The 23,946-nt window shown below is 67.2% G+C and carries 24 protein-coding genes; 16 read left to right on the top strand and 8 right to left on the bottom strand.

Annotation, left to right across the window (positions count from 1 at the left end; all coding sequences use genetic code 11):
* Positions 1-11: 11 nt before the first annotated feature.
* The 3 genes from cbbX to HDG32_RS06755 all read right to left on the bottom strand — a co-directional run bounded on the left by cbbX (position 12) and on the right by HDG32_RS06755 (position 3,101).
* Entirely contained in the window at positions 12-1,004 is a 993-nt protein-coding gene (gene cbbX / locus HDG32_RS06765) for a CbbX protein (protein ID WP_184064693.1), read from the bottom strand.
* 51 nt (positions 1,005-1,055) lie between these two features.
* Complete coding sequence (locus HDG32_RS06760; protein ID WP_184064690.1) at positions 1,056-1,484, bottom strand: ribulose bisphosphate carboxylase small subunit; 429 nt, start codon at positions 1,482-1,484, stop codon at positions 1,056-1,058.
* Between the two features lie 117 nt (positions 1,485-1,601).
* On the bottom strand, positions 1,602-3,101 hold the full coding sequence (locus HDG32_RS06755) for a form I ribulose bisphosphate carboxylase large subunit (RefSeq protein ID WP_184039098.1): 1,500 nt from the start codon (positions 3,099-3,101) through the stop codon (positions 1,602-1,604).
* Between the two features lie 484 nt (positions 3,102-3,585).
* Here HDG32_RS06755 and pqqA point away from each other — a divergent pair, with 484 nt between their 5' ends.
* The 3 genes from pqqA (at position 3,586) to HDG32_RS06740 (ending at position 5,136) form a co-directional block, all read left to right on the top strand.
* A complete protein-coding gene (gene pqqA, locus HDG32_RS37195) occupies positions 3,586-3,660 on the top strand; it encodes a pyrroloquinoline quinone precursor peptide PqqA (RefSeq protein WP_113062024.1) in 75 nt (24 codons plus the stop codon).
* A 105-nt stretch (positions 3,661-3,765) separates the two neighbouring features.
* Complete coding sequence (locus HDG32_RS06745; RefSeq protein ID WP_184064687.1) at positions 3,766-4,365, top strand: DUF447 domain-containing protein; 600 nt, start codon at positions 3,766-3,768, stop codon at positions 4,363-4,365.
* 27 nt (positions 4,366-4,392) lie between these two features.
* Positions 4,393-5,136, top strand: a complete 744-nt coding sequence (locus tag HDG32_RS06740) for a (5-formylfuran-3-yl)methyl phosphate synthase (RefSeq protein ID WP_184064684.1) — start codon at positions 4,393-4,395, stop codon at positions 5,134-5,136.
* Positions 5,137-5,143: 7 nt separating this feature from the next.
* On the opposite strand, the gene HDG32_RS06735 is transcribed toward HDG32_RS06740, so the two are convergent.
* The 3 genes from HDG32_RS06735 to HDG32_RS06725 all read right to left on the bottom strand — a co-directional run bounded on the left by HDG32_RS06735 (position 5,144) and on the right by HDG32_RS06725 (position 8,050).
* Positions 5,144-5,734 (bottom strand): aspartate kinase, encoded by a 591-nt coding sequence (locus HDG32_RS06735; protein WP_184064681.1) that lies wholly within the window; start codon positions 5,732-5,734, stop codon positions 5,144-5,146.
* Between the two features lie 166 nt (positions 5,735-5,900).
* Entirely contained in the window at positions 5,901-7,010 is a 1,110-nt protein-coding gene (locus HDG32_RS06730; RefSeq protein ID WP_184064678.1) for a hydantoinase/oxoprolinase family protein, read from the bottom strand.
* The gene (locus HDG32_RS06725; RefSeq protein WP_184064675.1) at positions 7,007-8,050 is read right to left on the bottom strand and encodes an ATP-grasp domain-containing protein; all 1,044 of its coding nucleotides are present in this window, start codon (positions 8,048-8,050) and stop codon (positions 7,007-7,009) included. Before HDG32_RS06725 ends, HDG32_RS06730 begins: the two co-directional genes overlap by 4 nt.
* Positions 8,051-8,064: 14 nt before the next feature.
* Between HDG32_RS06725 and HDG32_RS06720 the strand changes: the two genes are divergently transcribed.
* The 12 genes from HDG32_RS06720 (at position 8,065) to HDG32_RS06665 (ending at position 19,653) form a co-directional block, all read left to right on the top strand.
* On the top strand, positions 8,065-8,814 hold the full coding sequence (locus HDG32_RS06720) for a HisA/HisF-related TIM barrel protein (RefSeq protein ID WP_184064673.1): 750 nt from the start codon (positions 8,065-8,067) through the stop codon (positions 8,812-8,814).
* A gap of 306 nt (positions 8,815-9,120) precedes the next feature.
* Positions 9,121-10,512 carry a formylmethanofuran dehydrogenase gene (locus tag HDG32_RS06715; protein ID WP_184064670.1) on the top strand — a complete coding sequence of 464 codons (1,392 nt, stop codon included), beginning with the start codon at positions 9,121-9,123 and terminating at the stop codon, positions 10,510-10,512.
* Complete coding sequence (locus HDG32_RS06710; protein WP_184064667.1) at positions 10,509-12,203, top strand: formylmethanofuran dehydrogenase subunit A; 1,695 nt, start codon at positions 10,509-10,511, stop codon at positions 12,201-12,203. Before HDG32_RS06715 ends, HDG32_RS06710 begins: the two co-directional genes overlap by 4 nt.
* 10 nt (positions 12,204-12,213) lie before the next feature.
* Complete coding sequence (fhcD, locus tag HDG32_RS06705) at positions 12,214-13,185, top strand: formylmethanofuran--tetrahydromethanopterin N-formyltransferase (protein WP_184064665.1); 972 nt, start codon at positions 12,214-12,216, stop codon at positions 13,183-13,185.
* Positions 13,182-14,018, top strand: a complete 837-nt coding sequence (locus tag HDG32_RS06700) for a formylmethanofuran dehydrogenase subunit C (RefSeq protein WP_184064662.1) — start codon at positions 13,182-13,184, stop codon at positions 14,016-14,018. Before fhcD ends, HDG32_RS06700 begins: the two co-directional genes overlap by 4 nt.
* 79 nt (positions 14,019-14,097) lie before the next feature.
* A complete protein-coding gene (locus HDG32_RS06695; protein ID WP_409340006.1) occupies positions 14,098-14,682 on the top strand; it encodes a cytochrome b in 585 nt (194 codons plus the stop codon).
* Positions 14,679-15,713, top strand: coding sequence for an alpha/beta fold hydrolase (locus HDG32_RS06690; RefSeq protein ID WP_184064659.1), 1,035 nt, complete (start codon positions 14,679-14,681; stop codon positions 15,711-15,713). Before HDG32_RS06695 ends, HDG32_RS06690 begins: the two co-directional genes overlap by 4 nt.
* Positions 15,710-16,624: a pyrroloquinoline quinone biosynthesis protein PqqB gene (pqqB, locus tag HDG32_RS06685; protein ID WP_184064656.1), complete on the top strand. Its 915-nt coding sequence runs from the start codon at positions 15,710-15,712 to the stop codon at positions 16,622-16,624. The genes HDG32_RS06690 and pqqB overlap by 4 nt, the downstream gene beginning before the upstream one ends.
* Before the next feature lie 72 nt (positions 16,625-16,696).
* The gene (gene pqqC / locus HDG32_RS06680) at positions 16,697-17,464 is read left to right on the top strand and encodes a pyrroloquinoline-quinone synthase PqqC (RefSeq protein ID WP_184064653.1); all 768 of its coding nucleotides are present in this window, start codon (positions 16,697-16,699) and stop codon (positions 17,462-17,464) included.
* A complete protein-coding gene (gene pqqD / locus HDG32_RS06675) occupies positions 17,461-17,739 on the top strand; it encodes a pyrroloquinoline quinone biosynthesis peptide chaperone PqqD (protein WP_090809033.1) in 279 nt (92 codons plus the stop codon). Before pqqC ends, pqqD begins: the two co-directional genes overlap by 4 nt.
* Before the next feature lie 4 nt (positions 17,740-17,743).
* A complete protein-coding gene (gene pqqE, locus HDG32_RS06670; RefSeq protein ID WP_184064650.1) occupies positions 17,744-18,994 on the top strand; it encodes a pyrroloquinoline quinone biosynthesis protein PqqE in 1,251 nt (416 codons plus the stop codon).
* Positions 18,991-19,653, top strand: coding sequence for a response regulator transcription factor (locus HDG32_RS06665; RefSeq protein ID WP_184064647.1), 663 nt, complete (start codon positions 18,991-18,993; stop codon positions 19,651-19,653). The genes pqqE and HDG32_RS06665 overlap by 4 nt, the downstream gene beginning before the upstream one ends.
* Here the strand turns inward: HDG32_RS06665 and HDG32_RS06660 are convergent.
* Positions 19,623-20,621, bottom strand: coding sequence for a histidine kinase (locus HDG32_RS06660; protein WP_184064644.1), 999 nt, complete (start codon positions 20,619-20,621; stop codon positions 19,623-19,625). The two genes, HDG32_RS06665 and HDG32_RS06660, sit on opposite strands and share 31 nt — an antisense overlap.
* Before the next feature lie 179 nt (positions 20,622-20,800).
* Between HDG32_RS06660 and HDG32_RS06655 the strand changes: the two genes are divergently transcribed.
* Entirely contained in the window at positions 20,801-23,212 is a 2,412-nt protein-coding gene (locus HDG32_RS06655) for a TonB-dependent receptor (protein ID WP_184064641.1), read from the top strand.
* A 256-nt stretch (positions 23,213-23,468) separates the two neighbouring features.
* Here the strand turns inward: HDG32_RS06655 and HDG32_RS06650 are convergent, their stop codons facing one another.
* Positions 23,469-23,918, bottom strand: a complete 450-nt coding sequence (locus tag HDG32_RS06650; protein WP_184064638.1) for a hypothetical protein — start codon at positions 23,916-23,918, stop codon at positions 23,469-23,471.
* Between the last annotated feature and the right edge of the window lie 28 nt (positions 23,919-23,946).

The raw sequence follows: 23,946 nt of genomic DNA, 5'->3' as shown, positions 1-23,946 counted from the left end.
GGTGTCGTGATTCAGCCCGGCGGCGCCGTGACGGCGCGCGCGGTGGAAGGCGAATGCGAGGACTGCGGCGGCGCGTCGAACACGCGGCTCGCGCGCACGTCGGCAGCATCGATCAGCGTCAGCGTGGCGGCGTCGACCGGCTCGCCGCCTTGCAAGGCGCTCGCGAACAGGCGGTTCGCCTGGCGCAGCCGCGCGCGGTCGAGCGCGTTGCGCACCGAGCGCGCGTTGGCGAAATTCGGCTGGCGGATGCGGCGCGCCAGATAGTCGGCGAACGCGCGGCGCGACGCGGCATCGAAGCGGTAATGCATGGCGCCGAGCATCCGCTCGGCGATTTCGAGCAGCTCCGTTTCCTCGTAATCGGGAAACGTAATGTGATGCGCGATGCGCGAGCGGAAACCCGGATTGCTCTCGAAGAACACTTCCATTCGCGACGCGTAGCCGGCCAGAATCACGACCAGGTCGCTACGCTGGTTCTCCATCGTCTGCAACAGGATTTCGATCGCTTCCTGCCCGTAGTCGCGCTCGTTCTCCGGGCGATACAGGTAATACGCTTCGTCGATGAACAGCACGCCGCCCATCGCGCGCTTGAGCACATCGCGCGTTTTCGGCGCGGTGTGGCCGATGTACTGGCCGACCAGATCGTCGCGTGTGACCGACACCAGATGATTGCGGCGAATGTAGCCGAGCCGGTGCAACACTTCCGCCATGCGCAGCGCAACCGTCGTCTTGCCGGTGCCGGGGTTGCCGGAGAAGCACATATGCAAGGTCGGCGCGCCGCCCGCGAGACCCAGCGAAGCCCGCGCGCGCTCGACCAGCAGATGCGCGGCAACCTCGCGAATGCGCGTTTTCACGGGCGCGAGCCCGACCAGATCGCGATCGAGTTCGCCGAGCACGTCGCCGATGCCGGAGTCGCGGTACAGCGCCGCGAGGTCGATGTGGGGCGCGGCGGCGTCGCTGTGCGCGGTGGACGCGGGCAGTGCGTCCACGATGGCGGCGTCTGTCATGGTTCCTCCTCGCTGCGGGTCGTCGTGTGCGTCGTTGCGCGATCAGCGGCGTCATCCCGCCGCGCCATAACGCTCGCCCGCTGGCCGGTCGCCCGCGTAGCCCGTCATGCTGTAGCGCTGCGTGCGCCCCTGCGCGTCCTGCCGCAACAGCCGGAAGCCCGGCTCCACGTCCGGCCGGTTGACGATGAACGACAGGCGCATCGTCTCGAAGCTACGCACCGAGTCGAACGCGTTGACCTTGATGTAGTGCTGCGGCCGCGCCTCGCGGCAAGCCCTGACCTCCTGCAACACGCCGGCCGCGTCGTGCAGGTCGAACATCGGCAGACCCCACATTTCCCAGTAGGTGTTGCGCGGATGCGGGTCGTCGGTGAATTCGACCGAACAGGCCCAGCCCTGGCGCAGCGCGTAGTCGATCTGCAGGCCGATTTCCTCGTCGGTCAGCTCGGGCAGAAAAGAAAACGTTCCTTGAGTAATACGCATGACGAACCTCGTGGATGGATGTCGCGTTCGGAACGGCGTCAACGGTGCCCCGCGCGGTGCCGTTGCACCGCGTTGCGGATGCGCTCGTGAGGCGCTCGCGGGAAAAGCTCGGCGTTGCTAGGCCGCCGTCGGCGTAGCGGCGAAATCGGGCGTATCGGTCGATGCGTAGTTGAAGCTCACGTCGCGCCACGTATCGAGCGCCTGCTTGAGCGGCGTGCACCAGCGCGCGGCGGCTTCGAGCACGTCGGGCCCTTCGCGCAGAATGTCGCGGCCCTCGTTGCGCGCCTTCACCATCGCTTCGAGTGCGACGCGGTTCGCGGTCGCGCCGGCCTGGATGCCGGCCGGATGGCCGATCGTGCCGCCGCCGAACTGCAGGATCGCGTCGTCGCCGAACAGGTCGAGCAGCTGATGCATCTGCCCCGCGTGAATCCCGCCCGAGGCGACCGGCATCACCTTGCGCAAGCCGGCCCACGGCTGGTCGAAGAAAATGCCGCGCGACAGATCGACCGCGTTGTGCGCGTCGCGGCACACGTTGTAGTAGCCCTGCACCGACAGCGGATCGCCTTCGAGCTTGCCGACCGCGGTGCCCGCATGCGCATGATCGACGCCCGCCATGCGCAGCCATTTGGCGATCACGCGAAACGAGATGCCGTGGTTGCGTTGCCGCGTGTAGGTGCCATGCCCCGCGCGATGCAGATGCAGGATCATGTCGTGCCTGCGGGCCCAGCGCGACATCGACTGGATCGCGGTCCAGCCGATCACGAGGTCGATCATCACGATGCACGAGCCGAGCTCCTTCGCGAATTCGGCGCGCTCGTACATGTCCTCCATCGTGCCGGCCGTCACGTTCAGATAGTGCCCTTTGAGCTCGCCGGTCTCCGCCTGGGCGCGGTTCACCGCCTCCATCGCGAACAGGAAGCGGTCGCGCCAGTGCATGAACGCCTGCGAGTTGATGTTCTCGTCGTCCTTCAGGAAATCGAGGCCGCCGCGCAGGCCTTCGTAGACCACCCGTCCATAGTTCTTGCCCGACAGACCGAGCTTCGGCTTGACCGTGGCGCCGAGCAGCGGCCGACCATACTTGTCGAGCCGTTCGCGCTCGACGACGATACCGGTCGGCGGCCCCTGAAACGTCTTCAGATACGCGACGGGAATGCGCATGTCTTCGAGCCGCAAGGCCTTCAGCGGCTTGAAGCCGAACACGTTGCCGATGATCGACGCGGTCAGGTTCGCGACCGAGCCCTCTTCGAACAGATCGAGTTCGTAAGCGATGTACGCGAAGTACTGCGGCTCGTCGGCGCGAGACACCGGCACCGGCTCGACGCGATACGCCTTCGCGCGATACATGTCGCAGGCGGTGAGCCGGTCGGTCCACACCACCGTCCACGTCGCGGTCGACGATTCGCCGGCCACCGCGGCCGCCGCTTCCTCGGGTTCGACACCGGGTTGCGGCGTGATGCGAAACAGCGCGATCACGTCGGTGTCTTTCGGTTCGTAGTCCGGTTGCCAGTACCCCATCTCGCGGTATTTCATCACGCCCGCCGCGTACCGTTCGCGCGGATTGTGCGGATCGCGCGCTTGAGGTTCGGGCTGGATCGGCGGTTGACTGAAATCGTTCATGACGTGTCCTCGAAGGTGGCAGGCGCACTGCCGGAAGAACGAAGCGCTTGAGTTGCACTGTAGGCACGGACACGCCCAAGGAGAATTCACGATTTTATTTGGCAGACTTAACGGATCGGTTATCGCTATCACATCGTGAGGTTCTTTTTCGAGCCGTGCGACGCGAATGGGAGCAGAATGTGTTGGTGAGCGAGGCGGGCGCAGCGTGACAGCGCAATCGAATTAGCGAATCGCGATGGCACACTTTGCTTCGTTTTCGCCACACCGCGCGGCTCTTTGCGTCAGGCAACCCGCGCGAGCGCCACGGCATGGCGCAATTCGCCGGGTGCTGTATTGGCCGTCGAACGCCCGCCCGCCTGACCGGCCGGTACCCGAACAGGCATAAAGCTTGCGTGATGCCGGCTGCCGTCGACACCGGGCATTACACGGGGCCGGCGGCGCAACGCTGTTCCACCCGCTGTTTCAACCGAAGGAGAAAGCACGTATGCAATGGACGACTCCGAGCTACACCGACGTACGCCTCGGTTTTGAAATCGTGATGTATGTCGCTACGCGTTAAGCCCGCAACCGGGCCGCACGCCGCGGCCCCTTTGCGGTTTCCGTTTGTGTTTGACCTCTGCTGACGGCCGGCCTTCCGGCGCTGTCGGGACACACGTTCCCAGCCATGATCCACGAAACGATCGTCACCACGGCAGCGTGCGATGGCCGTCCACACATCGCACCAATGGGCGCGCGCTCCGAGGGTGAGCGCATCATCCTCGCGCCGTTCCGTCCGTCGGTCACGCTCGACAACGTGATCGCGACGCGCGCGGCCGTGCTGAATTTCACCACCGACGTGCGTATCTTCGCGGGCTGCGTCACGCACTGCGCGACGGATTGGCCGACCGTGGCCGCGAGCCGCGTGCCGAGCGTACGTCTGGCCGAGTCGCTGGCCCACGCCGAGCTCGAACTCGACGAACTGCGCGACGACGCCGAGCGCCCGGTGCTGGTGATGAAATGCGTGCACCGTGAAAACCACGCGCCGTTCGCGGGCTTCAATCGCGCGCAGTCGGCGGTCGTGGAAGGCGCGATTCTGGTGAGCCGGCTCTTCATGCTGCCGGCCGACAAGGTCGATCGAGAAATGGCGTATCTGCAGATCGCGATCGACAAAACCGCCGGCGACAACGAGCGCACCGCATGGAGCTGGCTAGTCGCCGCGATCGCGCGATATCGCGCGAGCCTCGAAGACGCGGCGCATCAGGCCGCCGCTTCGGCCCCTCACTGAAAACCCTTTCCTCCGCGGAGAACCCCGATGACCGCATTGCTCGCGAGCGTCCGCTCGGCTGACGAAGCATTCGACGCCGCCCGCGCCGGCGCCGAGCTGATCGACCTGAAAGAGCCGGACGACGGCGCGCTCGGCGGCCTGTCGATTGGCGCCATCACGACCATCGCGCAACAACTTCGCGCGCTCTACCCGGTCAAGCCGATCAGCGCGGCGATCGGCGACGTGCCGGCCGATGCGTTCGACGAGATCGCCGCGCGCGTGATCGACGTCAGCGATGCCGGCGTCGACTATGTGAAGGTCGGCGTCGCGCGCGGACCGGCCGCGCGCCGCTGCATCGAGCAGCTCGCGAATCTGCCGGCTAGCGTCGTGCCGGTGCTGCTATGCGACGGCGGCATGGACGACGAACTGGTCAGCCACACCGCGGCGCTCGGCTTCGCCGGGCTGATGTTCGATACCGCGAGCAAGGACGGCGGCACGCTGTTCGATCACGTCGATGTCGACTCGCTCGCGCGCTGGTTGCGGCTCGCGCGTCAGCGCGGCGCGATGGCGGGCATCGCCGGTGCGCTCGGCTGGGCGCAACTGCCGCAGATCCGTGCGCTGGCGCCCGACGTGGCCGGTTTTCGCACCGCGCTGTGCGCCGACGGGCGCCGCTCGCGGCTCGACCCCGAGCGCGTCGCGCAATGGGCGAGCGCGTTGCATCGGCCGGCTGGAGAGATTCGCGTCGATGGCGGCGCGCCGTTGCCGGGCTCGACGAACGCGACGCGGCTGTAGCAGCCGATCACATCACCGGAATATTCAGCAAACGGTCGCGCATCAGCGCGACGTTGCTCTTGTCGAGCAATTCGACCACATAGTTCGCATCGTTCACGTAGTCGACGAACCTGCGGTCGACCACCCCCGCCGCGGCCAGCGTTTCGAGCGGATCGTCGACGGCGATCGGACAGGATTTGACGACGACCAGCCGCTCCGCGTTGAGCATCGTCGATAGCCAGGCGGCGAGGCTGTCCGAGGTCGTGTCCCAGTTGCTCATCGCGTCGGGCGTGTCGCGCATCAGCGCGGTCGGCGCCCACACGGCGACGTGACCGTCACGCAGGGTGCGGCGAATCTTCGCCTCGCTCGACGCGATCACCAGTTCGGGCGAAACGCCCTGCATCAGCAGCGCATATTGCGTCATCGCGAGCAGACACATGTTGTGCGCGGCCAGATCGTCGAAGTTCCACTCGCCCTGGTACTGGCGGACCTTGTCCGCGAAATCGCCGCCGCCGGGCACGATCACGACCCGTCCGCCGCCGACTTCGCAGAGCTCACTGAGCCAGTGGCGCAGTGCCGGGTCGTGACTCAGGCTGCCTCCGATCTTGACCACCCACATGACTGTTGCCCTCGTGTCCAGTTGAGTGCCCGGCCGGGTCGCGTCGTTTCGCAACCTCGTTCATCACCGAACTTGTCCCGCTCGCCTTATCGTGTCCCCTGCCCCTCTTTGCGCTACGCGTGCGCCGGCGCGCCGCGTCCCCGGATTGCGCGCCGCGCCTCTCAACTCATGCCGCGCGCGCCGCGATACCACGCGCGCCGCGCCGTTGCGCGCCCGGATTGCGTACCGCGAGCAGCGCGACCGCCACGCTCGGCGCGCAGGTCGCCGCCCATGCCGCGCAAGCATCGGGCACGCCCGCCAACGCGCCGAAATCGATATAGCCGCGCGCCTCGTCGCGCGCCAATGCGGCGACGAGGAAGCGGCCGCAGCCGGCGCCGACCAGCGGCGCGGCCGCGAGCGCCGGCTGCGCGGCGACCACCCGCATCAGGTTCGCGCCGATTTCGCGCATCTGCAGCGCGCGCCAGCGGCGCGCAAAGTGCAGCCATTCGACGTCCGACGCGTCGTGCGCGTCGTGCCCGATCATGCGCGCGAGCCGCGCGCGGCTCGCCGCCTGCGTCTTCGGCCCCTGGTCGGCGCTCGGCTGCGCGTCGTGCAGCGGGTCCAGTTCGCCGGTCAGCCGGTAGACGTCGGCGCTCGTCGCAAACCATTCGTTCATCACGTTCAGCATGGCGCCGCCGAATTCGATCCGCTGCGCGACGCCGCACAACGGCGTGCGCACGACACCGTGATACACGAGTTCGCCGGTCGCGAGCCGGCCAGCATCGGTCGCGGCACGCGCGACGACGCGGCCGTCGACGATCGGAATGATGTCGGTGGTGGTGCTGCCGATGTCGATCAGCAGCGCGTTCGCCATGCAGGTAGCGACCCAGCTCGCGGTCGCGAGCCAGTTCGCCGACGCGACGTGACGCCAGCCGGCCGCGCAGTCGGCGGCGGCGAGCCAGCCGGCGGCGCCGGCGTAGAAACGCAGTGATGGACCGAGCCGCTGCGCGAGCGCGGCCACGATCGCGCGCACGCCTTCGGCGCGATCCGCGAACAGGTCGACCATCTCGCCGGTCATCGTCACCGCATGCTGCGCGGCGTCCGTGCGGGCCTGCGGCCAGCGCTCGAAGACGAGGTCGATCGTGCGGTGCAGATGGTCGAGCCCCTGCCAAAGCGGACACGGCCATTGCACGACGTCCAGCACGGCGTCGCTGCCGTCGACGAGCGACACCTTCACGTGCGCGCCGCCGACGTCCCAGCCGAACCGCGCCGCCGGGTTCGAACGGGCCGGGCTCAAGGGCGCACCTCGTACGTCGGCGAATTGGCGCGCGCCGCGCCGCAGCGCTCGATGCGCACGCCATGCGCGGCCAGCAGCGCGCGCGTCAGGCCGCTGCCGCGCGCCGCCGACAGCCCCGCATAAGCGACCGTCAAACGCGGATTCACTTCGATCACGACCGGCCCGAGTTGCGGATGCCACACGACATCGATGCCGACGAAGCCGCGCAAACCCGGGATGGCCCGCGCGACGCGATGCGCGAGCGTGTCGAGCGCGCGGCCCATGTCGCTGTGCTGGTCGATCTGATCGACCAGCACGCCGTCGAACTCGACGATCCGCGCAACATCACCCGACGCGTCGCCGCCGCTCAGCCCGATCTGCTGACGGTTGATGCTGAGGAGCTTGGTAGCGTCACCGCGGCAGATCAGCGACAGGCTCAACGGCTCGCCATCGACCCACGCCTGCAGCACCGGATTGCGCGCCGCCGCCGCGCGCGCCTCGTACTCGGCGCAGGCATCGGCGAAGCGCTCGTACAGGATGGTGTCGAGGCCGCCCGCGCCGTCGTCCGGTTTGACCACCCAGCGGCCGTCGTGCTGCGCGGCTGGGTCGCCGGGTTCTAACGCCGGCGTCGTCGCAATGCCGTGCGCGGCAAGACACGCCGCCGTCGCGCTCTTGCTCGACGCGACGCGGATCGCTTCCTTCGCGCAGCCGAGCCAGCGCGCAGTGCCGACCGCATCGTGAAAGCGCAGCAGCAGCCCGTCGCATTCCGGCGCGACGACCCAAGCGTAATCGTGCTCGCGCGCCGCGCGCGCGACGAACGCCGTCATCGATTCGCCGGGCGCGGCCATACAATGGGCCTCGCCCGCCCCTGGCGTTTCGAAGCGCGAGGTCGCGAACGTGACCCGCACGCCGTCGAGTTCACGCAGAGCGGCGACCAGCGCGTCGCGCATCACGCGTCCTTCGACGATCAGCGCGCTCAAATCGGCGAGACTGCCCGCGCCGGCGAGCTGGGGGTCGATGCCGCCGCCGGTGAGATACTCGTAGACAAAGATTCTGGTCAAAGGAAAGCGCCCCTATGCAGGTGATACCTGTTCTCGATCTGCTCGACGGCCAGGTCGTACGCGCGGTGCGCGGCGAGCGGAGCGCCTATCGGCCCATCCAGTCCCGCCTCGTCGCGACGAGCGACCCACTTGCCACCGCCCGCGCGCTGCTCGAAGCCAGCGGCGCGCGCACGCTCTATATCGCCGATCTCGGCGCCATCCTGCAGCGCGGCGCGCATGCTTCGACGCTCGCCGCATTGCGGGCCGCGCTGCCCGGCATCGAACTGTGGCTCGACGCGGGTTTCGCGGACTACGCGTCGATGCGCGCGCTGTTCGAGCGCATCGACGACGCCATCGATCAGCACGACCGCTCCGCTGCCGCTTCCCACCTCGCGACTCTCGTGCCTGTGTTCGGCTCGGAGACGCTGCGCGATATCCACGCACTGCACGCGGCTCAGCGCGCCGGCCTTGCGCCGATCCTGTCGCTCGATCAGCGGGCGGGCGAACTGCTCGCCGCGGCCGCGCTCGACCGCTCGTCGGCGTGGTGGCCGCCGCGCGTGATCGCGATGACGCTCGACCAGGTCGGCAGCTACGCCGGCCCCGATCTCACGACGTTCGAGCGCGTGCGCGCGCAAGCCGCCGCGCACACCACGCTGATCGGCGCGGGCGGCATCCGCAATCGCGACGATCTGGCCGCCGCGGCCGGCACCGGCGCAAGCGCCTGGCTGGTGGCGTCCGCGCTGCACGATCGACAGATCGACTGCGCGCATTCCGATTCCGCGTAGGCCTTCCATACAATTTCCATGCCACGCGTCCTGACAGCGCTGTCGGTAAACGCAACACAAGCCGGACTGTTCGCGTGTGACACTCTGCTTGACACTCTGCTCCAGAACGGCACACATTTTGTATGGCGCAGCGGGCCTTTGACGCGCGCGCCGACGCAGGATCAGGCACGCTGACCGCAGGGATCCCGCGTTTGTTCATCCGCTGAATGCAAAGCAGTACGACCGTAGGCGCGGCCCCGCTTCAACGCGGCGCTCGCCCGCCGATGCGTGTCGAAAGATCGGCATGGAGCTTGCTAAACCTGCCCCATGCATAGCCCCTCCATCGATCCATCGACCCCCAGCCCGAGCGCAACGCGCGCCGCGGCGCTCACACGCGACTGGATCTGTCCGTTCTGCCCTTTGCTGTGCGACGACCTGGCCGCCGCTGCCCACGACGACGGCACGCTCGATGTGCCGGACACCGAATGTTCGCGGCTCGCTCACGCGCTCGCGCAGTACGGCGTAACGGACGCGCAATGCGCTTGCACCGTCGATGGCGACGAAGTGGCCAAGGATGCCGCGCTGGCGAGCGCCGCGCAGTTGCTCGCGAACGCGCGCCGCCCGCTATTCGGCGGCCTCGCCACCGACGTCGCCGGCATCCGCGCGCTGTATCCGCTTGCCGCCGCCTGCGGCGCGATCCTCGATCATCTGCACGGCGATGCGCTGACGCCCGCGACGCTCGCTTTGCAAGACCGTGGCTCGTTCTTTACGACGCTCTCCGAAGTGCGCGCCCGCGCCGACCTGCTGGTGTTCTTCGGCTGTCAGCCGTCGCGGCGCTATCCGCGCTTTTTCACGCGCGCGCTGGCGGGCACCGAACTCGCGCGCGAGCTGGTCTTCGTCGGCTGCGAAGCGGACCCGGCTGCAGCCGGCTTCGCGCAAACGCGCATCGACACGCTGCTGCCGGACACCGATCCGTACGACACGCTCGCGCTGTGGTCAGCGCTCGCGGAAGGACGCGACGCCGCCGCGCTGAGCCACGGCGATGGCAGCGCAGCCAACGCGGCAACCGCGCTCGCGTCGTTGCACGCACGCAGCGCCGGCGCGCGCTATACGGTGGTCGTCTACGAACCGGCCGCACTGCCCGCGCCGCACGCGGCGCTGCTGATCGAAGCGCTGAACCGGATCGTGAAGGCCGTGAATCGCACGACGCGCGCGGCATGTCTCGCGCTCGGCGGCGACGACGGCGCGTTGACCGTCAATCAGACCGTCACGTGGCTGTCCGGCTTGCCGCTGCGCACGCGCGTGTCGATGCCGGCGCACGCCGCGGGCACCGCGCCGCTCGATCACGATCCGTACCGCTATCGGACGGCTCGGCTGCTCGCCGAACGCGAAGTCGATGCGCTGCTGTGGATCGCGGGCTTCGCGCCGCACGCGTGGCCCGCGTCGCTCGATCCCGCGCTTGCCCTGATCGTGCTCGGTCATCCGGCGCTCGCCGATGCCGCCAGGGCACGCGGCGCGAACACCGTGTTCGTGCCGGTCGCGACACCGGGCGTCGATAGCGGCGGACATCTGTTTCGCATCGACGGCACGGTCGTGATGCCGCTCACCGCCGCGCGTGGTGCCGCGCTGGAGTCGGTGGCGTCGATTGCCGCGAAGTTGAGCGGGCGATTGAGCGGGCAACTGAGCGAACGCTCGAGTACGCGCGAGGATCAGCCATGACTCTCGTCCGGCTCAAGGGCGGCACGTTGTTCGACCCGCTCCACAACGTCAACGGCGAGCGCCGCGACCTGACGTTCCGCGACGGCCGCATCGTCGACGTGCCCGCCACCACGCCCGTCGATCGTGAATACGACGCGACCGGCATGATCGTGATGGCGGGCGGCATCGACCTGCATTCGCATATCGGCGGCGGCAAGACCAATCTGTCGCGCCTGCTGCTGCCCGAGGACCATCGCGCCGATGCGCCGCGCGAGGCCGCCTACGAAGCCGCGCGCGACGACAACGGCCGCTACCTGCGCCTGCCGTCGTGCGGCGTCTGCACGCCGGGCACGCTCGCGACCGGCTACCGCTACGCCGAAATGGGCTACACGGCCGCGTTCGAGCCGGCGATGATGCCGTCCAACGCGCGCCACACGCACCTCGAAATGGGCGACACGCCGATCATCGATCATGGCGCGTACGTGATGCTCGGCAACGACGAGCTGTTCCTGCGGATGCTCGCCGCGCGCGACGACTTCGAACGTCTGCGCGATTACGTCGGCTGGACGATCGACGCGAGCAAGGCGCTCGGCGTCAAGGTGGTCAACCCCGGCGGCATCTCGGCGTTCAAGTTCAACCAGCGCTCGCTAAACGTCGACGAGCCGCACGCGCACTACGGCATCACGCCGCGCGACGTGCTGCGCACGCTGACGCGCGCGCTGACCGAGCTGCGCGTGCCGCATCCGCTGCACGTGCACACGAGCAACCTCGGCGTGCCCGGCAACCTCGCCTCGACCATCGCGACGATGGACGCCGCCGACGGTCTGCCGATCCATCTGACGCATATCCAGTTTCACAGCTATGGCACCGAGGGTTCGCGCAAGTTTTCGTCGGGCGCGCGGCAGATTGCCGAGGCCGTGAACGCGCGGCGGAACGTGTCGATCGACGTCGGCCAGATCATCTTCGGACAGACCGTCACGGCCTCCGGCGACACGATGATGCAGTTCCGCAACGCGCCGCTCGCGCGGCCGCACAAGTGGGTGGTGGGCGATATCGAGTGCGACGCGGGTTGCGGCGTGCTGCCGTTCCGTTATCGCGAACAGAGCTACGTGAACGCGCTGCAATGGATCATCGGCCTCGAAATCTTCCTGCTCGTCGACGACCCGTGGCGCGTCGCGATGACCACCGATCATCCGAACGGCGGACCGTTCACGAGCTATCCGCATCTGATCCGCCTGCTGATGGACAAGCCGTTTCGCGATGAGCAGTTGGCGAAGCTGCATCCCGAGGCGCAGGTCGCCAGTGCGCTGCCGGAGCTCAAGCGCGAATTCTCGCTGTACGAGATCGCGATCATCACGCGCGCCGGTCCCGCGCGTCTGCTCGGTCTGCGCGATCGCGGCCATCTCGGCGCGGGCGCGGCGGCGGACATCGCCGTCTATCGCGACGAGCCGGACCGCGAGCGGATGTTCACGTCGCCGGCCTATGTGTTCAAGGACGGCGAACTGGTCGCGCGCGACGGCACGCTGGTCGCGACGCCGACGGGCGGCATCCATTTCGTCGCGCCGCAATTCGATCGCGGCATCGAGACAACGCTGCGCGCGTATAGCGACGCGAACCTCGCGAGCAACTTCGCGCACGCCGCGATCAGCGACGACGAAGCCTGCCGTTGCTGCCGCGGCGGACGACTATTGCCCGTCGAATGTCTAACCTGACGCGGCCACGATGAACACTCCCGCCCCGCTCGACATCAACGGCACCGCGATCGACGCGACCTTCGCCGAAGCGTTTCCGATGAAGGCGACCCGGCTCGTGATCACCGCGCACACGGCGACGTGGGCGATGCACGCGGCGAACTCGCTGGCGGGCTTCGCGACCTCGGTGATCGGTTGCGGCTGCGAGGCGGGCGTCGAGCGTGCGCTCGCGCCCGCTGCCACGCCCGACGGCCGGCCCGGCGTCGCGGTGCTGTTGTTCGCGGTGTCGTCGAAGGAGCTCGCGAAGCAGATCGGGCGGCGCGTCGGCCAGTGCGTGCTCACCTGCCCGAGCACGGCCGTCTACGGCGGCATCGATCCGGCCACGAGCCGCGCGCCGCTGTCGGACCCGGCGCCGCTCGGCAGCGGGCTGCGCTTTTTCGGCGACGGCTGGCAGATCGCGAAGATGATCGACGCAGGGAACGGACCCACGCGTTACTGGCGCGTGCCGGTGATGGACGGCGAGTTCGTCTGCGAAGACATGGCGGCGACGGTCAAGGCCGTCGGCGGCGGCAACCTGCTGCTGCTCGCGCGCGACCTCGGCGCTGCGCTCGCGGCGGCCGAAGCCGCGGTCGCCGCGATGCGCCGGCTGCCGAACGTGATCATGCCGTTTCCCGGCGGCATCGTGCGCTCGGGCTCGAAGATCGGCTCGAAGTACGCGGGTGCGACCGCGTCGACCAACGACGCGTTCTGCCCGAGCCTGATCGGCCTCGCGCGGCGCAGCGAGTTGAGCGCGGACGTTGGCTGCGTGCTGGAGATCGTCATCGACGGTCTGACCGACGCCGACGTCGGCGCGGCGATGACGGCCGGGATCGGCGCGGCCGCCGGACTCGGCCGCGCGGCCGGCGTACTGCGCATTTCGGCGGGCAACTACGGCGGCAAGCTCGGGCCGTACCACTTTCATCTGCACGAACTGGCGGCGGGGCTCAACGGGGGTCACGCATGAGCACGACCACGTTGCGCGTGAAAACACCACCCGGCTTTCGCGTCGATGCCGCAGCGCTGTCACCCTCGGCGCTGGCCAGCATGAGCGTGGCCGAGATCGAGCGCATCGTGCTGCCGGCCGGCAACGAGCGCTGCGAGGTCGGCGACGTCTTCGAGGTTTCGCGCGACGACGCGCCTGCCTCCGGCGACGACATGGCCACGCTGCTGATCGACGACGCCGCGCGGTGGCTGGACCGGCTCGGCGCGCAGCTGGACGGCGGACGGCTCGTCGCGCGCGGCTCGGTCGGCGACTACAGCGGCTTCAGAATGAGCGGCGGCTTGCTTGAAATCGACGGCGACGCGGGGCACTTCACCGGCTGCGAAATGCGCGGCGGACGCGTGACGGTGCGCGGCGACAGCGGCGACTTCGCCGCCGGCGCACTGACGGGCGATATGGAAGGCATGAGCGGCGGCACGCTGACGATCCACGGCAACGCCGGCGCGCGGCTCGCCGACCGGATGCGCCGCGGCCTCGTGCTGGTCGGCGGCAACGCGGGCGACTTCGCGGCGTCGCGGCTGGTGGCGGGGACCGTCGGCGTGGCGGGGCAACTGGGCGCGCATTATGCCTATGCAATGAGGCGTGGCACGCTGCTGCTCGCGCAACGGCCAGAGCCACTGCCGCCCCCTACTTTCACCGGCGGCGGACACGGTTTCGACGTATTCTGGTCATTGCTCATACGCAGTCTCGCGGCCGAAATCGCGCCGTTTTCGCAGTGGCGCGCGGACCGTCTGCCGGTCCGCTTCACGGGCGACCTCGCGGTCGACGGCCGCGGTGAAATACTGATCGTCGGCTGAGCCAGCTATGTCAGCCGCGACTGAAACGGTGTTCGGCAAAAAAGAAACGTCCCGCAACGATGTTGCATGGAGACAGGGCATGAGGACAGCGGATTCTGCAAACGCGAAGCCTGATATCGACGTCAACGCAAATGCCAGCGCCGGCGGCCCGCGCTATGCCGGGCTGCTGATCGCGCTGCACTGGCTGATCGCGCTCGGCATCGTCGGGCTGCTCGCACTCGGGCTTTATATGGTCGGCTTGCCGAAGGGCTTGCCTGTCAAGGCGACGCTGATCAATCTGCACAAGTCGCTCGGACTGACGGTTTTCCTGCTGGTGCTTTTGCGCATCGTCGCGCGGCTGGTCCTTCACCGGCCTCCGCTGCCGCCGATGCCACCGTGGCAACGCGCCGCCGCGCGCACTACGCAGGGTCTTTTATATGTCGGCATGGTGGCGATGCCGCTTGCCGGGTATCTCGGCTCGTCGTTCAACACCTACGGCACGCGCTTCTGGGGCATCCTGCTGCCGAAGTGGGGCTGGGACGACGCGCATCTGCGCGCACTGTTCTTCGGCCTTCACCACGCCATCGGCTTCGCGCTGATCGTGCTGATCGTGCTGCACGTGGCGGGCGCGATCAAGCATCAGTGGATCGATCGCGACAACCTGCTCGCGAGGATGCTGCCATGACGATGCGAGGCTTATCGCGCCACACGCAGGCAGCCGCCGCGCTCGAAGTCCATACGCTGCGCACGCGCGATGGCCATCGCGTGTGGTATGCGCTGGCCGGCGCGCGCGACGGCGTGCCGGTCGCGGTGCTGCACGGCGGCCCAGGCAGCGGCAGTCAGCCCGGCGTGCTGCGGCTGTTCGATCTGCAGCGCTTTCGCGTCGTGCTGATCGACCAGCGCGGCACCGGTGCCTCGACGCCGCGCGGCAGCGTGCGCCACAACCGCACCGACTATCTGATCGCCGATCTCGAAGCGATTCGCGCGCGGCTCGGCTTCGCGCGCTGGGGCGTACTCGGTGGATCGTGGGGCGCGGCGCTCGCGCTCGCGTATGCGGGGCAGTGTCCGCGGTCGGTGACGGGCGTCGTGCTGCGCGGCCTGTTCCTGACGTCCGAGCGCGAAGTGCGCGGTTTGTTCATCGCGTCACGCAAGCGTGCGCCGCGTGCGTGGTCAAAACTGCGTGCCGCTGCTCGCTGCGAGCAGCCCGCGACACTGGCCGCGCGTTGCGGCGAGACCTTGCAATACGGCGCGAATGAAGCGCGGCAACGCGCGCTCGCGCTGGCCTGGCGCGACTATGAAAACGCGGTGCTCGCGAGCGCATCGCCGCGAGGCGCCGCACAACGACGTGCGAACCTGCGAAACCCACGCGAATCCCAACGCCACGCGCGCAAGCTGATCGGCAAATACCGGATTCAGGCGCACTACCTCGCGCATCGCTGTTGGCTCGGCGAGACGCGTTTGCTGTCGCTCGCGAGCCGCGCGGCGGCGGCCGGGGTATCGATTGCGGCCGTGCACGGTGCGCGCGATCCGGTGTGTCCGCGCGGCAATCTGCGACGTCTGTCGCGCGCGGTTCCGTCGGCACGCGTCGAGTCTGTGAGCGCGGCGGGTCATCTGGCGAGCGACCCCGCGCTGCATGCATGCGTCGCGCAGGCGCTCACCGCGATGTTCACTCCCACCGTCGAAGAGGGGCGCAGCAGCATGCGTCGCGCGGCATGAAGATCAAGGTACTCGGCTCGTCGGCGGGCGGCGGCTTTCCGCAGTGGAACTGCAATTGCCGCAATTGCGACGGAGTGCGTCGCGGCACGGTGAAGGCGACGCGCCGCACGCAGTCGTCGATCGCGGTCAGCGCGAACGGCGAGGACTGGCTGCTCGTCAATGCATCGCCCGATCTGCTCGCGCAGATCGCCGCGCATCCCGAACTGCAACCAGCGCGGCGCGCGCGCGACAGCGGCATCGCCGCAGTGCTCGTGATCGACGCGCAGATCGACCACGTGACCGGCCTCTTGATGCTGCGCGAACGCGACACCCCGCTGCCGCTATACGCAACCGATGCGGTCTGGCAAGACCTCCGCTCCGGCTTTCCAGTCGCGCCGATCCTGTCGCACTACTGCGGAGTCGAGCACCGCCGTATCGCGCTCGACGGCGCGCCGCTCGCCGTCGACGCGCTGCCCGGCATCCGCATCGACGCGCTGCCGCTGTCGAGCAAGGCGCCGCCGTACTCGCCGCATCGCGATGCGCCGGAGCGCGGCGACAACATCGGACTCGTGCTGACGAACCTGCAATCGGGCCGGCGCGTGTTCTACGCGCCGGGGCTCGGCGCGATCGAGCCGCACGTGCTGGCGACGATGCGCGAGGCCGATCTGCTACTCGTCGACGGCACGCTGTGGACCGGCGACGAAATGATCCGCCTCGGCCTGTCGAAGAAGACCTCGGCGGATATGGGCCATCTGCCGCAGAGCGGCGCAGGCGGCATGATCGAAACACTCGATTCGCTCGGCGCGAAACGCAAAGTGCTGATCCATATCAACAACACGAATCCGATCCTGATCGAAGACGGCCCCGAGCGGCGCACGCTAGGCGAGCATGGCATCGAGGTCGCGTACGACGGAATGAGCTTCGAGCTTTGAGGCGCGCAGTGAAGAGTACGGAGTGATGCGGTAACGAGGCGCAGCTGTGAACGACGATAAAACGGAGACGGCATGAACGCGAAAGACATTCAGGACACGACACGAACAACACCAACACGCGACGTGAGTACCACGGGAACTCAAGGCATCGACCGACCCGCCTGGAGCCGTGAAGAATTCGAGGCGCAGTTGCGCGCGAAGGGCACCGCCTATCACATCCACCATCCGTTCAACGTGAAGATGAATAGCGGCGGCTGCTCGCGCGAGCAGATTCGCGGCTGGGTCGCGAACCGCTTCTACTACCAGATCAACATTCCGCTGAAGGATGCGGCCGTGCTGTCGAACTGTCCGGACCGCGAGACGCGCCGCCGCTGGGTGCTGCGCATTCTCGATCACGACGGCTACGATGGCGCGGAAGGCGGCATCGAAACCTGGGCGCGTCTCGCGGATGCGGTCGGCCTCACGCGCGACGAACTGTGGTCGCTCGAACACGTGACGCCGGGCGTGCGCTTCGCCGTCGACGCGTATGTGAATTTCGCGCGCCGCGCGCCGTGGCAGGAAGCGGTGTGCTCGTCGCTGACCGAAATGTTCGCGCCGCAGGTGCATCGCGACCGGCTCGCGCGCTGGCCCGAGCACTATCCGTGGATCGAAGCGGAGGGCCTCGCGTATTTCCGTTCGCGCATCTCACTCGCGCAGCGCGATGTGCAGCACGGACTCGAGGTCACGCTTGCCCATTTCACGCGACGCGATCAGCAGGAACGGGCGCTCGACATCCTGCAGTTCAAGCTCGACATTCTGTGGACCATGCTCGACGCGATCGAGAAGGCGTTTGCGCAATGAACGACTCGACACGCGCCGACCCCGCCACGCCGCTCGCGATCGCGAAGCCATTCCGCCTGCAATGGGAGCCCGCGCAGAACGCGCACGTGCTGCTGTACCCCGAGGGCATGGTGAAGCTCAATCAAAGCGCGGGAGAAATCCTCAAGCGCTGCGACGGCACACGCGACATCGATACGCTGATCGCCGACCTCGAACAGGCGTTCAACACGACCGGCATCGGCAGCGAGGTGCGGGCCTTCATCGCCGACGCGCATGGGCGCGGCTGGCTGGAGTAGCGCGATGACCGATCTTTCTCAAGCTGGCTCTCAACCCGGCGCGCAAGTGCAAAGCGACGCGGCCGCCGTCGTGCCGCCGCCGCTGTGGCTGCTCGCGGAGCTGACCTATCGCTGTCCGCTGCATTGCGCGTTCTGCTACAACCCGCTCGACTACACCGATCACAACCGCGAACTGACCACCGGGCAATGGCTCGACGTGCTGCGCGAGGCGCGCGCGCTCGGCGCGGTGCAGCTCGGCTTTTCGGGCGGCGAGCCGCTGGTGCGCGACGACGTCGAAGTACTCGTCGAAGAAGCGCACAGGCTCGGCTTCTACACGAACCTGATCACGTCGGGCGTCGGTCTCACCGATCAGCGCCTCGGCGATCTGAAGGCCGCCGGGCTCGATCACATCCAGTTGTCCTTCCAGGATTCGACGCAGCAGTTGAACGACTTCCTGAGCAGCACGCGCACCTTCGAACTGAAGCAGCGCGTCGCCGTCGCGCTCAAGCGGCACGGCTTTCCGATGGTGATGAACTGCGTGCTGCATCGCTACAACCTGCCGCATGTCGACAAGATCATCGAGATGGCATTGGCTCTCGGCGCCGAATATCTGGAGCTGGCGAACACGCAGTTCTACGGCTGGGCGCGCGAGAACCAGGCGCAACTGATGCCGACGCAACAGCAGCTCGAAGAAGCCGAAGCGGTGGTCGCGCGCTATCGCCGCACGCATGGCCAGCGCTGCAAGATCTTCTTCGTCGTGCCCGACTACTTCGAGCGCCGCCCGAAGCGCTGCATGAACGGCTGGGGCGCGGTGTTCCTCGGCGTCGCGCCCGACGGCGCCGCGCTGCCGTGTCACGCGGCGCGCGGCCTGCCCGGCCTGACGCTGCCGAACGTGAAGGACATGCCGTTGCGCGAGATCTGGTACGACAGCGACGCGTTCAACCGCTTTCGGGGTTTGCGGTGGATGAAGGAGCCATGCCGCAGCTGCGATGAAAAGGACCGCGACCTCGGCGGCTGCCGCTGCCAGGCCTACCTGCTGACCGGGGACGCGGCCAACGCCGACCCGGTCTGCGACAAGTCGCCGTTTCACGACACCGTGGTCAAGATCGTGCGGCGTGCAGCATCGGGATCTGCATCCGAAACCGGGGCGACAGCAGCGGCCCGCGAACAGCCGATCCTGTTCCGCAACGACGCCAACTCACGCAAGTTCGCGGCCGCTGCCCGCGAGCCCGACGCCGGCGGCGATAACCGGACGTCACCCGGAGTCCAATCATGAGTGCCGACACCATCTCCGTTCTGCTCGTCGACGACCATGCGGTCGTGCGCGAAGGCTACCGGCGTCTGCTCGAACTGAATGCCGACGTCGAGGTGTGCGGCGAAGCGGGCGACGCCGCGCAGGCCTACCAGCGTTTTTGCGCGCTGCGGCCCGACGTGGTCGTGATGGATGTGGCGCTGCCGGGCGCAAGCGGCATCGAAGCGATGCGGCGCATGCTCGCGCGCGAACCGGATGCGCGCGTGCTGATCTTTAGCGTGCACGAGGAATCGATCTTCGTGCGGCGCGCGCTCGACGCGGGCGCGCTCGGCTACGTGACCAAGGCGAGCGCGCCCGACGTGCTGGTCGAAGCGGTGCGCTCGATTGCGCGGCGTGCCCGCTACCTGAGCCCGGACATCTCGCAGGCGCTCGCGCTGCGCACCGCGTTCAACGAAGGGCCGCCGGGGCGTCAGTTGTCGGCGCGCGAGTTCGAGGTGCTGCGGCTGCTCGTGCAGGGCTATACGCTGCCGAGCATCGCCGAAAAGCTGGGCTTGAGTCAGAAAACGGTGGCCAACCACCAATCGGTGATCCGGCAGAAGTTCGGCGCCGACAACGGCGTACAGCTTGCGCAGATGGCAAGCCGCCTCGGGCTTCAGTTCACGGGCTCGGCCAGCCCCGCCTGAGCGGGCACGCGCGCGCAGAACAGAAAACCGCGCTGCGGCTCGCTCGCGATGTGAAATTCGCCGCCGAGCGCCTCGACGCGTTCGCGCATGCCGATCAGCCCGAGCCCACTGCGCGGCTTCGTCAGATCGGTGCCGGGGCCGTCGTCGGCCATCGTGACGACGATCTCGTCGATCTGCGCGCCGTTGTGTTCGCGCGGCGCGCGCACCATGAACAGTTCGACACGCGAGCGGCGCGCGAACTTCGACACATTCGTCAGTCCTTCCTGCACGAGCCGGTACAGCGTGATCGTCAACGCATCGCTGAGGCCGCTGAAATCCCCTTCGATCGTCATCGAGAACGACGCCTCGGGCAAGCGCTCGCGCCAGCCGTCGACGCAATGTTCGAGCGCGGTCGGCAAGCCGAATTCGTCGAGACCGATCGGCCGCAGGCGGCGGATCATGCCGCCGATCTCGCGGTACACATGCGTCGCGCTCTGCATCAGCCCAAGCGCGATGCGATGAATTTCCGGCTCGCGCTCGCCCGATAGATCGCGGATGCGCGCCGCGTCGAGCGAGATCGCGTTCAGGTATTGACCCAGCTCGTCGTGCAGTTCGCGCGCCAGATGGCGGCGCTCCAGTTCCTGCGCCTGCAGCGCCTGACTGGCAAGGCGCCGGTTGTCGGCGAGCAGCCGTTCGGCCTGTTCCTCGAGCACGCGGCGATGGCGCAGTTCGCGGCGCGCATCGCGATAGCGGCGCCACGCGAACCACGCGAGCGCGATCGACAGCACGAACAGCGCGCCCGGCAACTCGTCGAGCTGGAAGCGCTCCATGCCACGCGTGAACCGGTAGACCTTCTCGCTGAGATCGAAGGCGGCGCCGAGCACCGCCGCGAGCACGGTCACGGCGACGACCCAGCCGAGGTCGCGCCATATCGGCGACGATGGCGGCGCTCGGTCAGCGGAAGAGGAATGGATCGGTTCGCTTGACATGACGCTTGCATTCTACTCAGCGCCGGCACACGCAGCGGGTTTTGCGCGAGTTTGGGAACGCTTCCCCCGCAGATCGGGAAAAGCTCCCGCGCGGCTTACAGACGCGTATGCGAAGCTTTACACCAACGTCAAGCAACGCGCGACACGCGTACCAATCAAGCCGGCAGGAGACAATAACGATGAGCATGCGATCACAAGCACGCCGCAAACGCCGGCTTCAGCGGCGTGCCGGCATCACCTTCTGCGTCGGCGGCGCGCTCGCCGGTCTGTCCACGAGCGTATGGGCGCAGGCGGAGCCGCCAGTCGCGGCGTCGGCGCCGGCCTCGGCGTCTTCCGCTGCGTCTTCCGCTGCGTCTTCCGCTGCGTCTTCCGCTGCCTCGTCCGGCACAGCCGACGGCAACGCCAACAGCAACACCACACCCACCACGACGCTCGCGCCGATCGTCGTCGTAGGCACCACGCCGCTGCTCGGCATCGGCACACCGCTCACGCTGGTGCCGGCCAACGTGCAGACGGTCCACGCGGCCGATATCCAACGGCAGGGCCGCCAGACACTCAGCGACTATCTCGCGGCGAATCTGCCTAGCGTCACGATCTCCGACGCGCAGGGCAACCCGTATCAGATGAACCTGTTCTATCGCGGCTTCACCGCGTCGCCGCTGCTGGGCACGCCGCAAGGTTTGTCGGTATTCGTCGACGGCGTGCGCGTGAACGAACCGTTCGGCGACGTCGTGAACTGGGACCTGCTGCCGCAACAGGCGATCGACACGATGCAGCTGATCCCCGGCTCCAATCCGACTTTCGGCTTCAATACGCTCGGCGGCGCGCTGTCGATCACGACGAAAAACGGCAAGGACAACCCGGTCGGCGAGGCCGAAATTCAGGGCGGCTCGTGGGGACGCAAGGCCGCGCAGATCGAACAGGGCGGCACGATCGGCCAGAACCTCGACTACTACTTCACCGCCAACGCCGCGAACGACAACGGCTGGGCCGAGCAGAACGAGAGCCGCATCCGCCAGGCGTTCGGCAAGCTGCGCTATACCGACGCCGACACGACGCTGTCGTTATCGGCCGGCGGCGCGGACAACGATCTGCACGGCGCGCAAACCATTCCGCGCTCGTTCCTCGGTAACCCCAGGCAACCGTACACGTATCCCGATCAGAATCAGAACAGCGCCGGCTACCTGACGCTGTCGGGCGATCATTACTTCAACGACACCGTCGAGCTGAGCGGCAACGCGTACTACCGGCACTTTCGCAATGCCAACACCAGCAGCAACGTCAACAACGACTACGGCACGATCAATCCCGACGGCACCGTCGACACGTTGCAGGCGACCAACGTACAGTCCACCGTGACGACCGACAGCTACGGCGCGAGCCTGCAACTGACGCTGCTCGGCAAGCTCGGCGGCATGCAGAACCAGTTCATCGCGGGCATGGCCGTCGATGCCGCCGACTCGCGCTTCACGCAGTCGTCGCAGGACGCGACGTTTACCGATTCGCGCGCGACGGTCGGCATCGGGAATTTCGCTCAGCAGACCAACGCGAACACGCACAACACGAACTACGGCATCTACCTGACGGACACGCTTTCGCTGACGCCGCAGTGGTCGCTGACGCTGTCGGGCCGCTACAACTGGGCCGATGCGACGATCGGCGACGAATCCGGCACGCAGCCGCAGCTCGACGGCCACCATACGTTCTCGCGCTTCAATCCGGCGGTCGGCATCAACTGGAATCCGACGCCGGCGCTCACCGCCTACGCGACCTACAACGAGGGCATGCGCTCGCCGACCGCGATCGAGCTGGCCTGCGCAGATCCGAACGCGCCGTGTTCGCTGCCGAACGACTTCATCTCCGATCCGTCGTTGCAGCCGGTCATTTCGAAGACCTATGAAGTCGGCGCGCGCGGCAGGATCGGCGGCAACACGACATGGAGCGCGGCTGCCTACAGCACGACGCTCGACAACGACATCGAGTTCATCAGCAGCAACGGCGCGGGCAGTTCGCAGGGGTTTTTCCAGAACGTCGGGCGCACGCGCCGGCAAGGTGTCGAACTGGCTGGGCAGACGAAGTACGGTCCGTTCACGGTGACCGGCAGCTATAGCTACGTCAATGCGACCTACCAGTCGACATGGGTCGAAAGCAGCCCCAGCAACTCGAGCGCCGACGCGAACGGCAACATCACCGTGCATCCCGGCGACCACATCCCGAGCATTCCGGCGACGACCGTCAAGCTGCGGCTCGATTACGCGGCCACCGCGAAATGGCGAATCGGCACGAATCTGACGTGGCGCGGCAGCATCTACGCGCAGGGCGACGAGAACAACCAGGACGTGAACGGCAAGATCTCCGGCTATCTGTTGATCGATATGGACACCAGCTACCAGGTGACGAAGCAGTTGCAGGTGTTCGCGTCGGTGTCGAACCTGCTCGACAAGCGCTATGCGAGCTTCGGCGCGCTCGGGGAGAACTTCTTTACCGGACCGGGCAATACGTTCAACGGCACGGCGCCGGTCAACGAGCAGTTCGTCGGGCCGGGTGCGCCGAGGGGGTTCTGGGTGGGGATGAGGTATGCGTGGAAGTAGTGGCGTCTGGCGTGGCGGATCGCATGGCTTCACTCTTTCCGCCACCTGAGGCTTTATCACGAGCGCACTGCCCGGGAACGCTCGGATTTTGAGGAATATGTACGCCTCGTCGCGGCACCCGTAAGCCCGGCGTCTGATGCCTAACGACTTCGTGCTCGCGGGATCGAGTTGATAAGCGACGTGGCCGATGCTCAGTCGTGGTGGTGCCGCTTGCCTGCGTGACCCGCCTTTAAATGGCCCCGCCGAAACGGGTCGTTCAATCCGTTTTTATCGAATAGAGGTCGCGCAGGATTTCGTTTTGCTGCTTGCGAATTGAATAATGGCAACGCGCTCCCGTGACATCGTACATATCCACGTGTGTTTTTGGCGGTTCTTCAATATTCCAATCATAAGCTAGTTTAGGGGCTAGATCGCAAGCCTTTGCCGATTCATCTTGTGCGCGCATGTACCGATCGAGCTCAGCCTTGCTCGCGCCTTGGATGCCTCGTGCGGATTTAATTGAATTCGCCAGTTTCTTGTTGTCGACTTCAAGGGATCTTGCATGATGCTCATAGCAATCAAAATCTCCAAATCCGCCACCGCCCAGGTACTGCATGCAATTCGAATCGTTGATCACCTCATCGGCAAATATCGGCCGAAAGCTGCAAAGCGCCATGACTAGCAAGAAGCACCTCCAAAATTTATTCAATGTCGATACCTCTGCCATGTCGAGCATCACCTGACGATTACCAGGA

The organism is Paraburkholderia sp. CI2, assembly GCF_014201055.1.
Taxonomy (GTDB): domain Bacteria; phylum Pseudomonadota; class Gammaproteobacteria; order Burkholderiales; family Burkholderiaceae; genus Paraburkholderia; species Paraburkholderia tuberum.
This window is presented reverse-complemented; position numbering and strand designations above follow the sequence as displayed.

Excerpts from the sequence above, each read along its gene's own strand:
- cbbX (WP_184064693.1), bottom strand. The coding sequence starts at position 1,004 with ATGACAGACGCCGCCATCGTGGACGCACTGCCCGCGTCCACCGCGCAC.
- HDG32_RS06755 (WP_184039098.1), bottom strand. The coding sequence starts at position 3,101 with ATGAACGATTTCAGTCAACCGCCGATCCAGCCCGAACCTCAAGCGCGC.
- HDG32_RS06650 (WP_184064638.1), bottom strand. The coding sequence starts at position 23,918 with ATGGCAGAGGTATCGACATTGAATAAATTTTGGAGGTGCTTCTTGCTA.
- pqqB (WP_184064656.1), top strand. The coding sequence starts at position 15,710 with ATGAAGATCAAGGTACTCGGCTCGTCGGCGGGCGGCGGCTTTCCGCAG.
- HDG32_RS06715 (WP_184064670.1), top strand. The coding sequence starts at position 9,121 with ATGCATAGCCCCTCCATCGATCCATCGACCCCCAGCCCGAGCGCAACG.
- HDG32_RS06695 (WP_409340006.1), top strand. The coding sequence starts at position 14,098 with ATGAGGACAGCGGATTCTGCAAACGCGAAGCCTGATATCGACGTCAAC.
- HDG32_RS06735 (WP_184064681.1), bottom strand. The coding sequence starts at position 5,734 with ATGTGGGTGGTCAAGATCGGAGGCAGCCTGAGTCACGACCCGGCACTG.
- HDG32_RS06700 (WP_184064662.1), top strand. The coding sequence starts at position 13,182 with ATGAGCACGACCACGTTGCGCGTGAAAACACCACCCGGCTTTCGCGTC.
- HDG32_RS06655 (WP_184064641.1), top strand. The coding sequence starts at position 20,801 with ATGAGCATGCGATCACAAGCACGCCGCAAACGCCGGCTTCAGCGGCGT.
- HDG32_RS06740 (WP_184064684.1), top strand. The coding sequence starts at position 4,393 with ATGACCGCATTGCTCGCGAGCGTCCGCTCGGCTGACGAAGCATTCGAC.
- HDG32_RS06720 (WP_184064673.1), top strand. The coding sequence starts at position 8,065 with ATGCAGGTGATACCTGTTCTCGATCTGCTCGACGGCCAGGTCGTACGC.
- pqqD (WP_090809033.1), top strand. The coding sequence starts at position 17,461 with ATGAACGACTCGACACGCGCCGACCCCGCCACGCCGCTCGCGATCGCG.
- HDG32_RS06665 (WP_184064647.1), top strand. The coding sequence starts at position 18,991 with ATGAGTGCCGACACCATCTCCGTTCTGCTCGTCGACGACCATGCGGTC.
- HDG32_RS06690 (WP_184064659.1), top strand. The coding sequence starts at position 14,679 with ATGACGATGCGAGGCTTATCGCGCCACACGCAGGCAGCCGCCGCGCTC.
- pqqE (WP_184064650.1), top strand. The coding sequence starts at position 17,744 with ATGACCGATCTTTCTCAAGCTGGCTCTCAACCCGGCGCGCAAGTGCAA.
- fhcD (WP_184064665.1), top strand. The coding sequence starts at position 12,214 with ATGAACACTCCCGCCCCGCTCGACATCAACGGCACCGCGATCGACGCG.
- HDG32_RS06745 (WP_184064687.1), top strand. The coding sequence starts at position 3,766 with ATGATCCACGAAACGATCGTCACCACGGCAGCGTGCGATGGCCGTCCA.
- HDG32_RS06710 (WP_184064667.1), top strand. The coding sequence starts at position 10,509 with ATGACTCTCGTCCGGCTCAAGGGCGGCACGTTGTTCGACCCGCTCCAC.
- HDG32_RS06760 (WP_184064690.1), bottom strand. The coding sequence starts at position 1,484 with ATGCGTATTACTCAAGGAACGTTTTCTTTTCTGCCCGAGCTGACCGAC.
- pqqC (WP_184064653.1), top strand. The coding sequence starts at position 16,697 with ATGAACGCGAAAGACATTCAGGACACGACACGAACAACACCAACACGC.
- HDG32_RS06660 (WP_184064644.1), bottom strand. The coding sequence starts at position 20,621 with ATGTCAAGCGAACCGATCCATTCCTCTTCCGCTGACCGAGCGCCGCCA.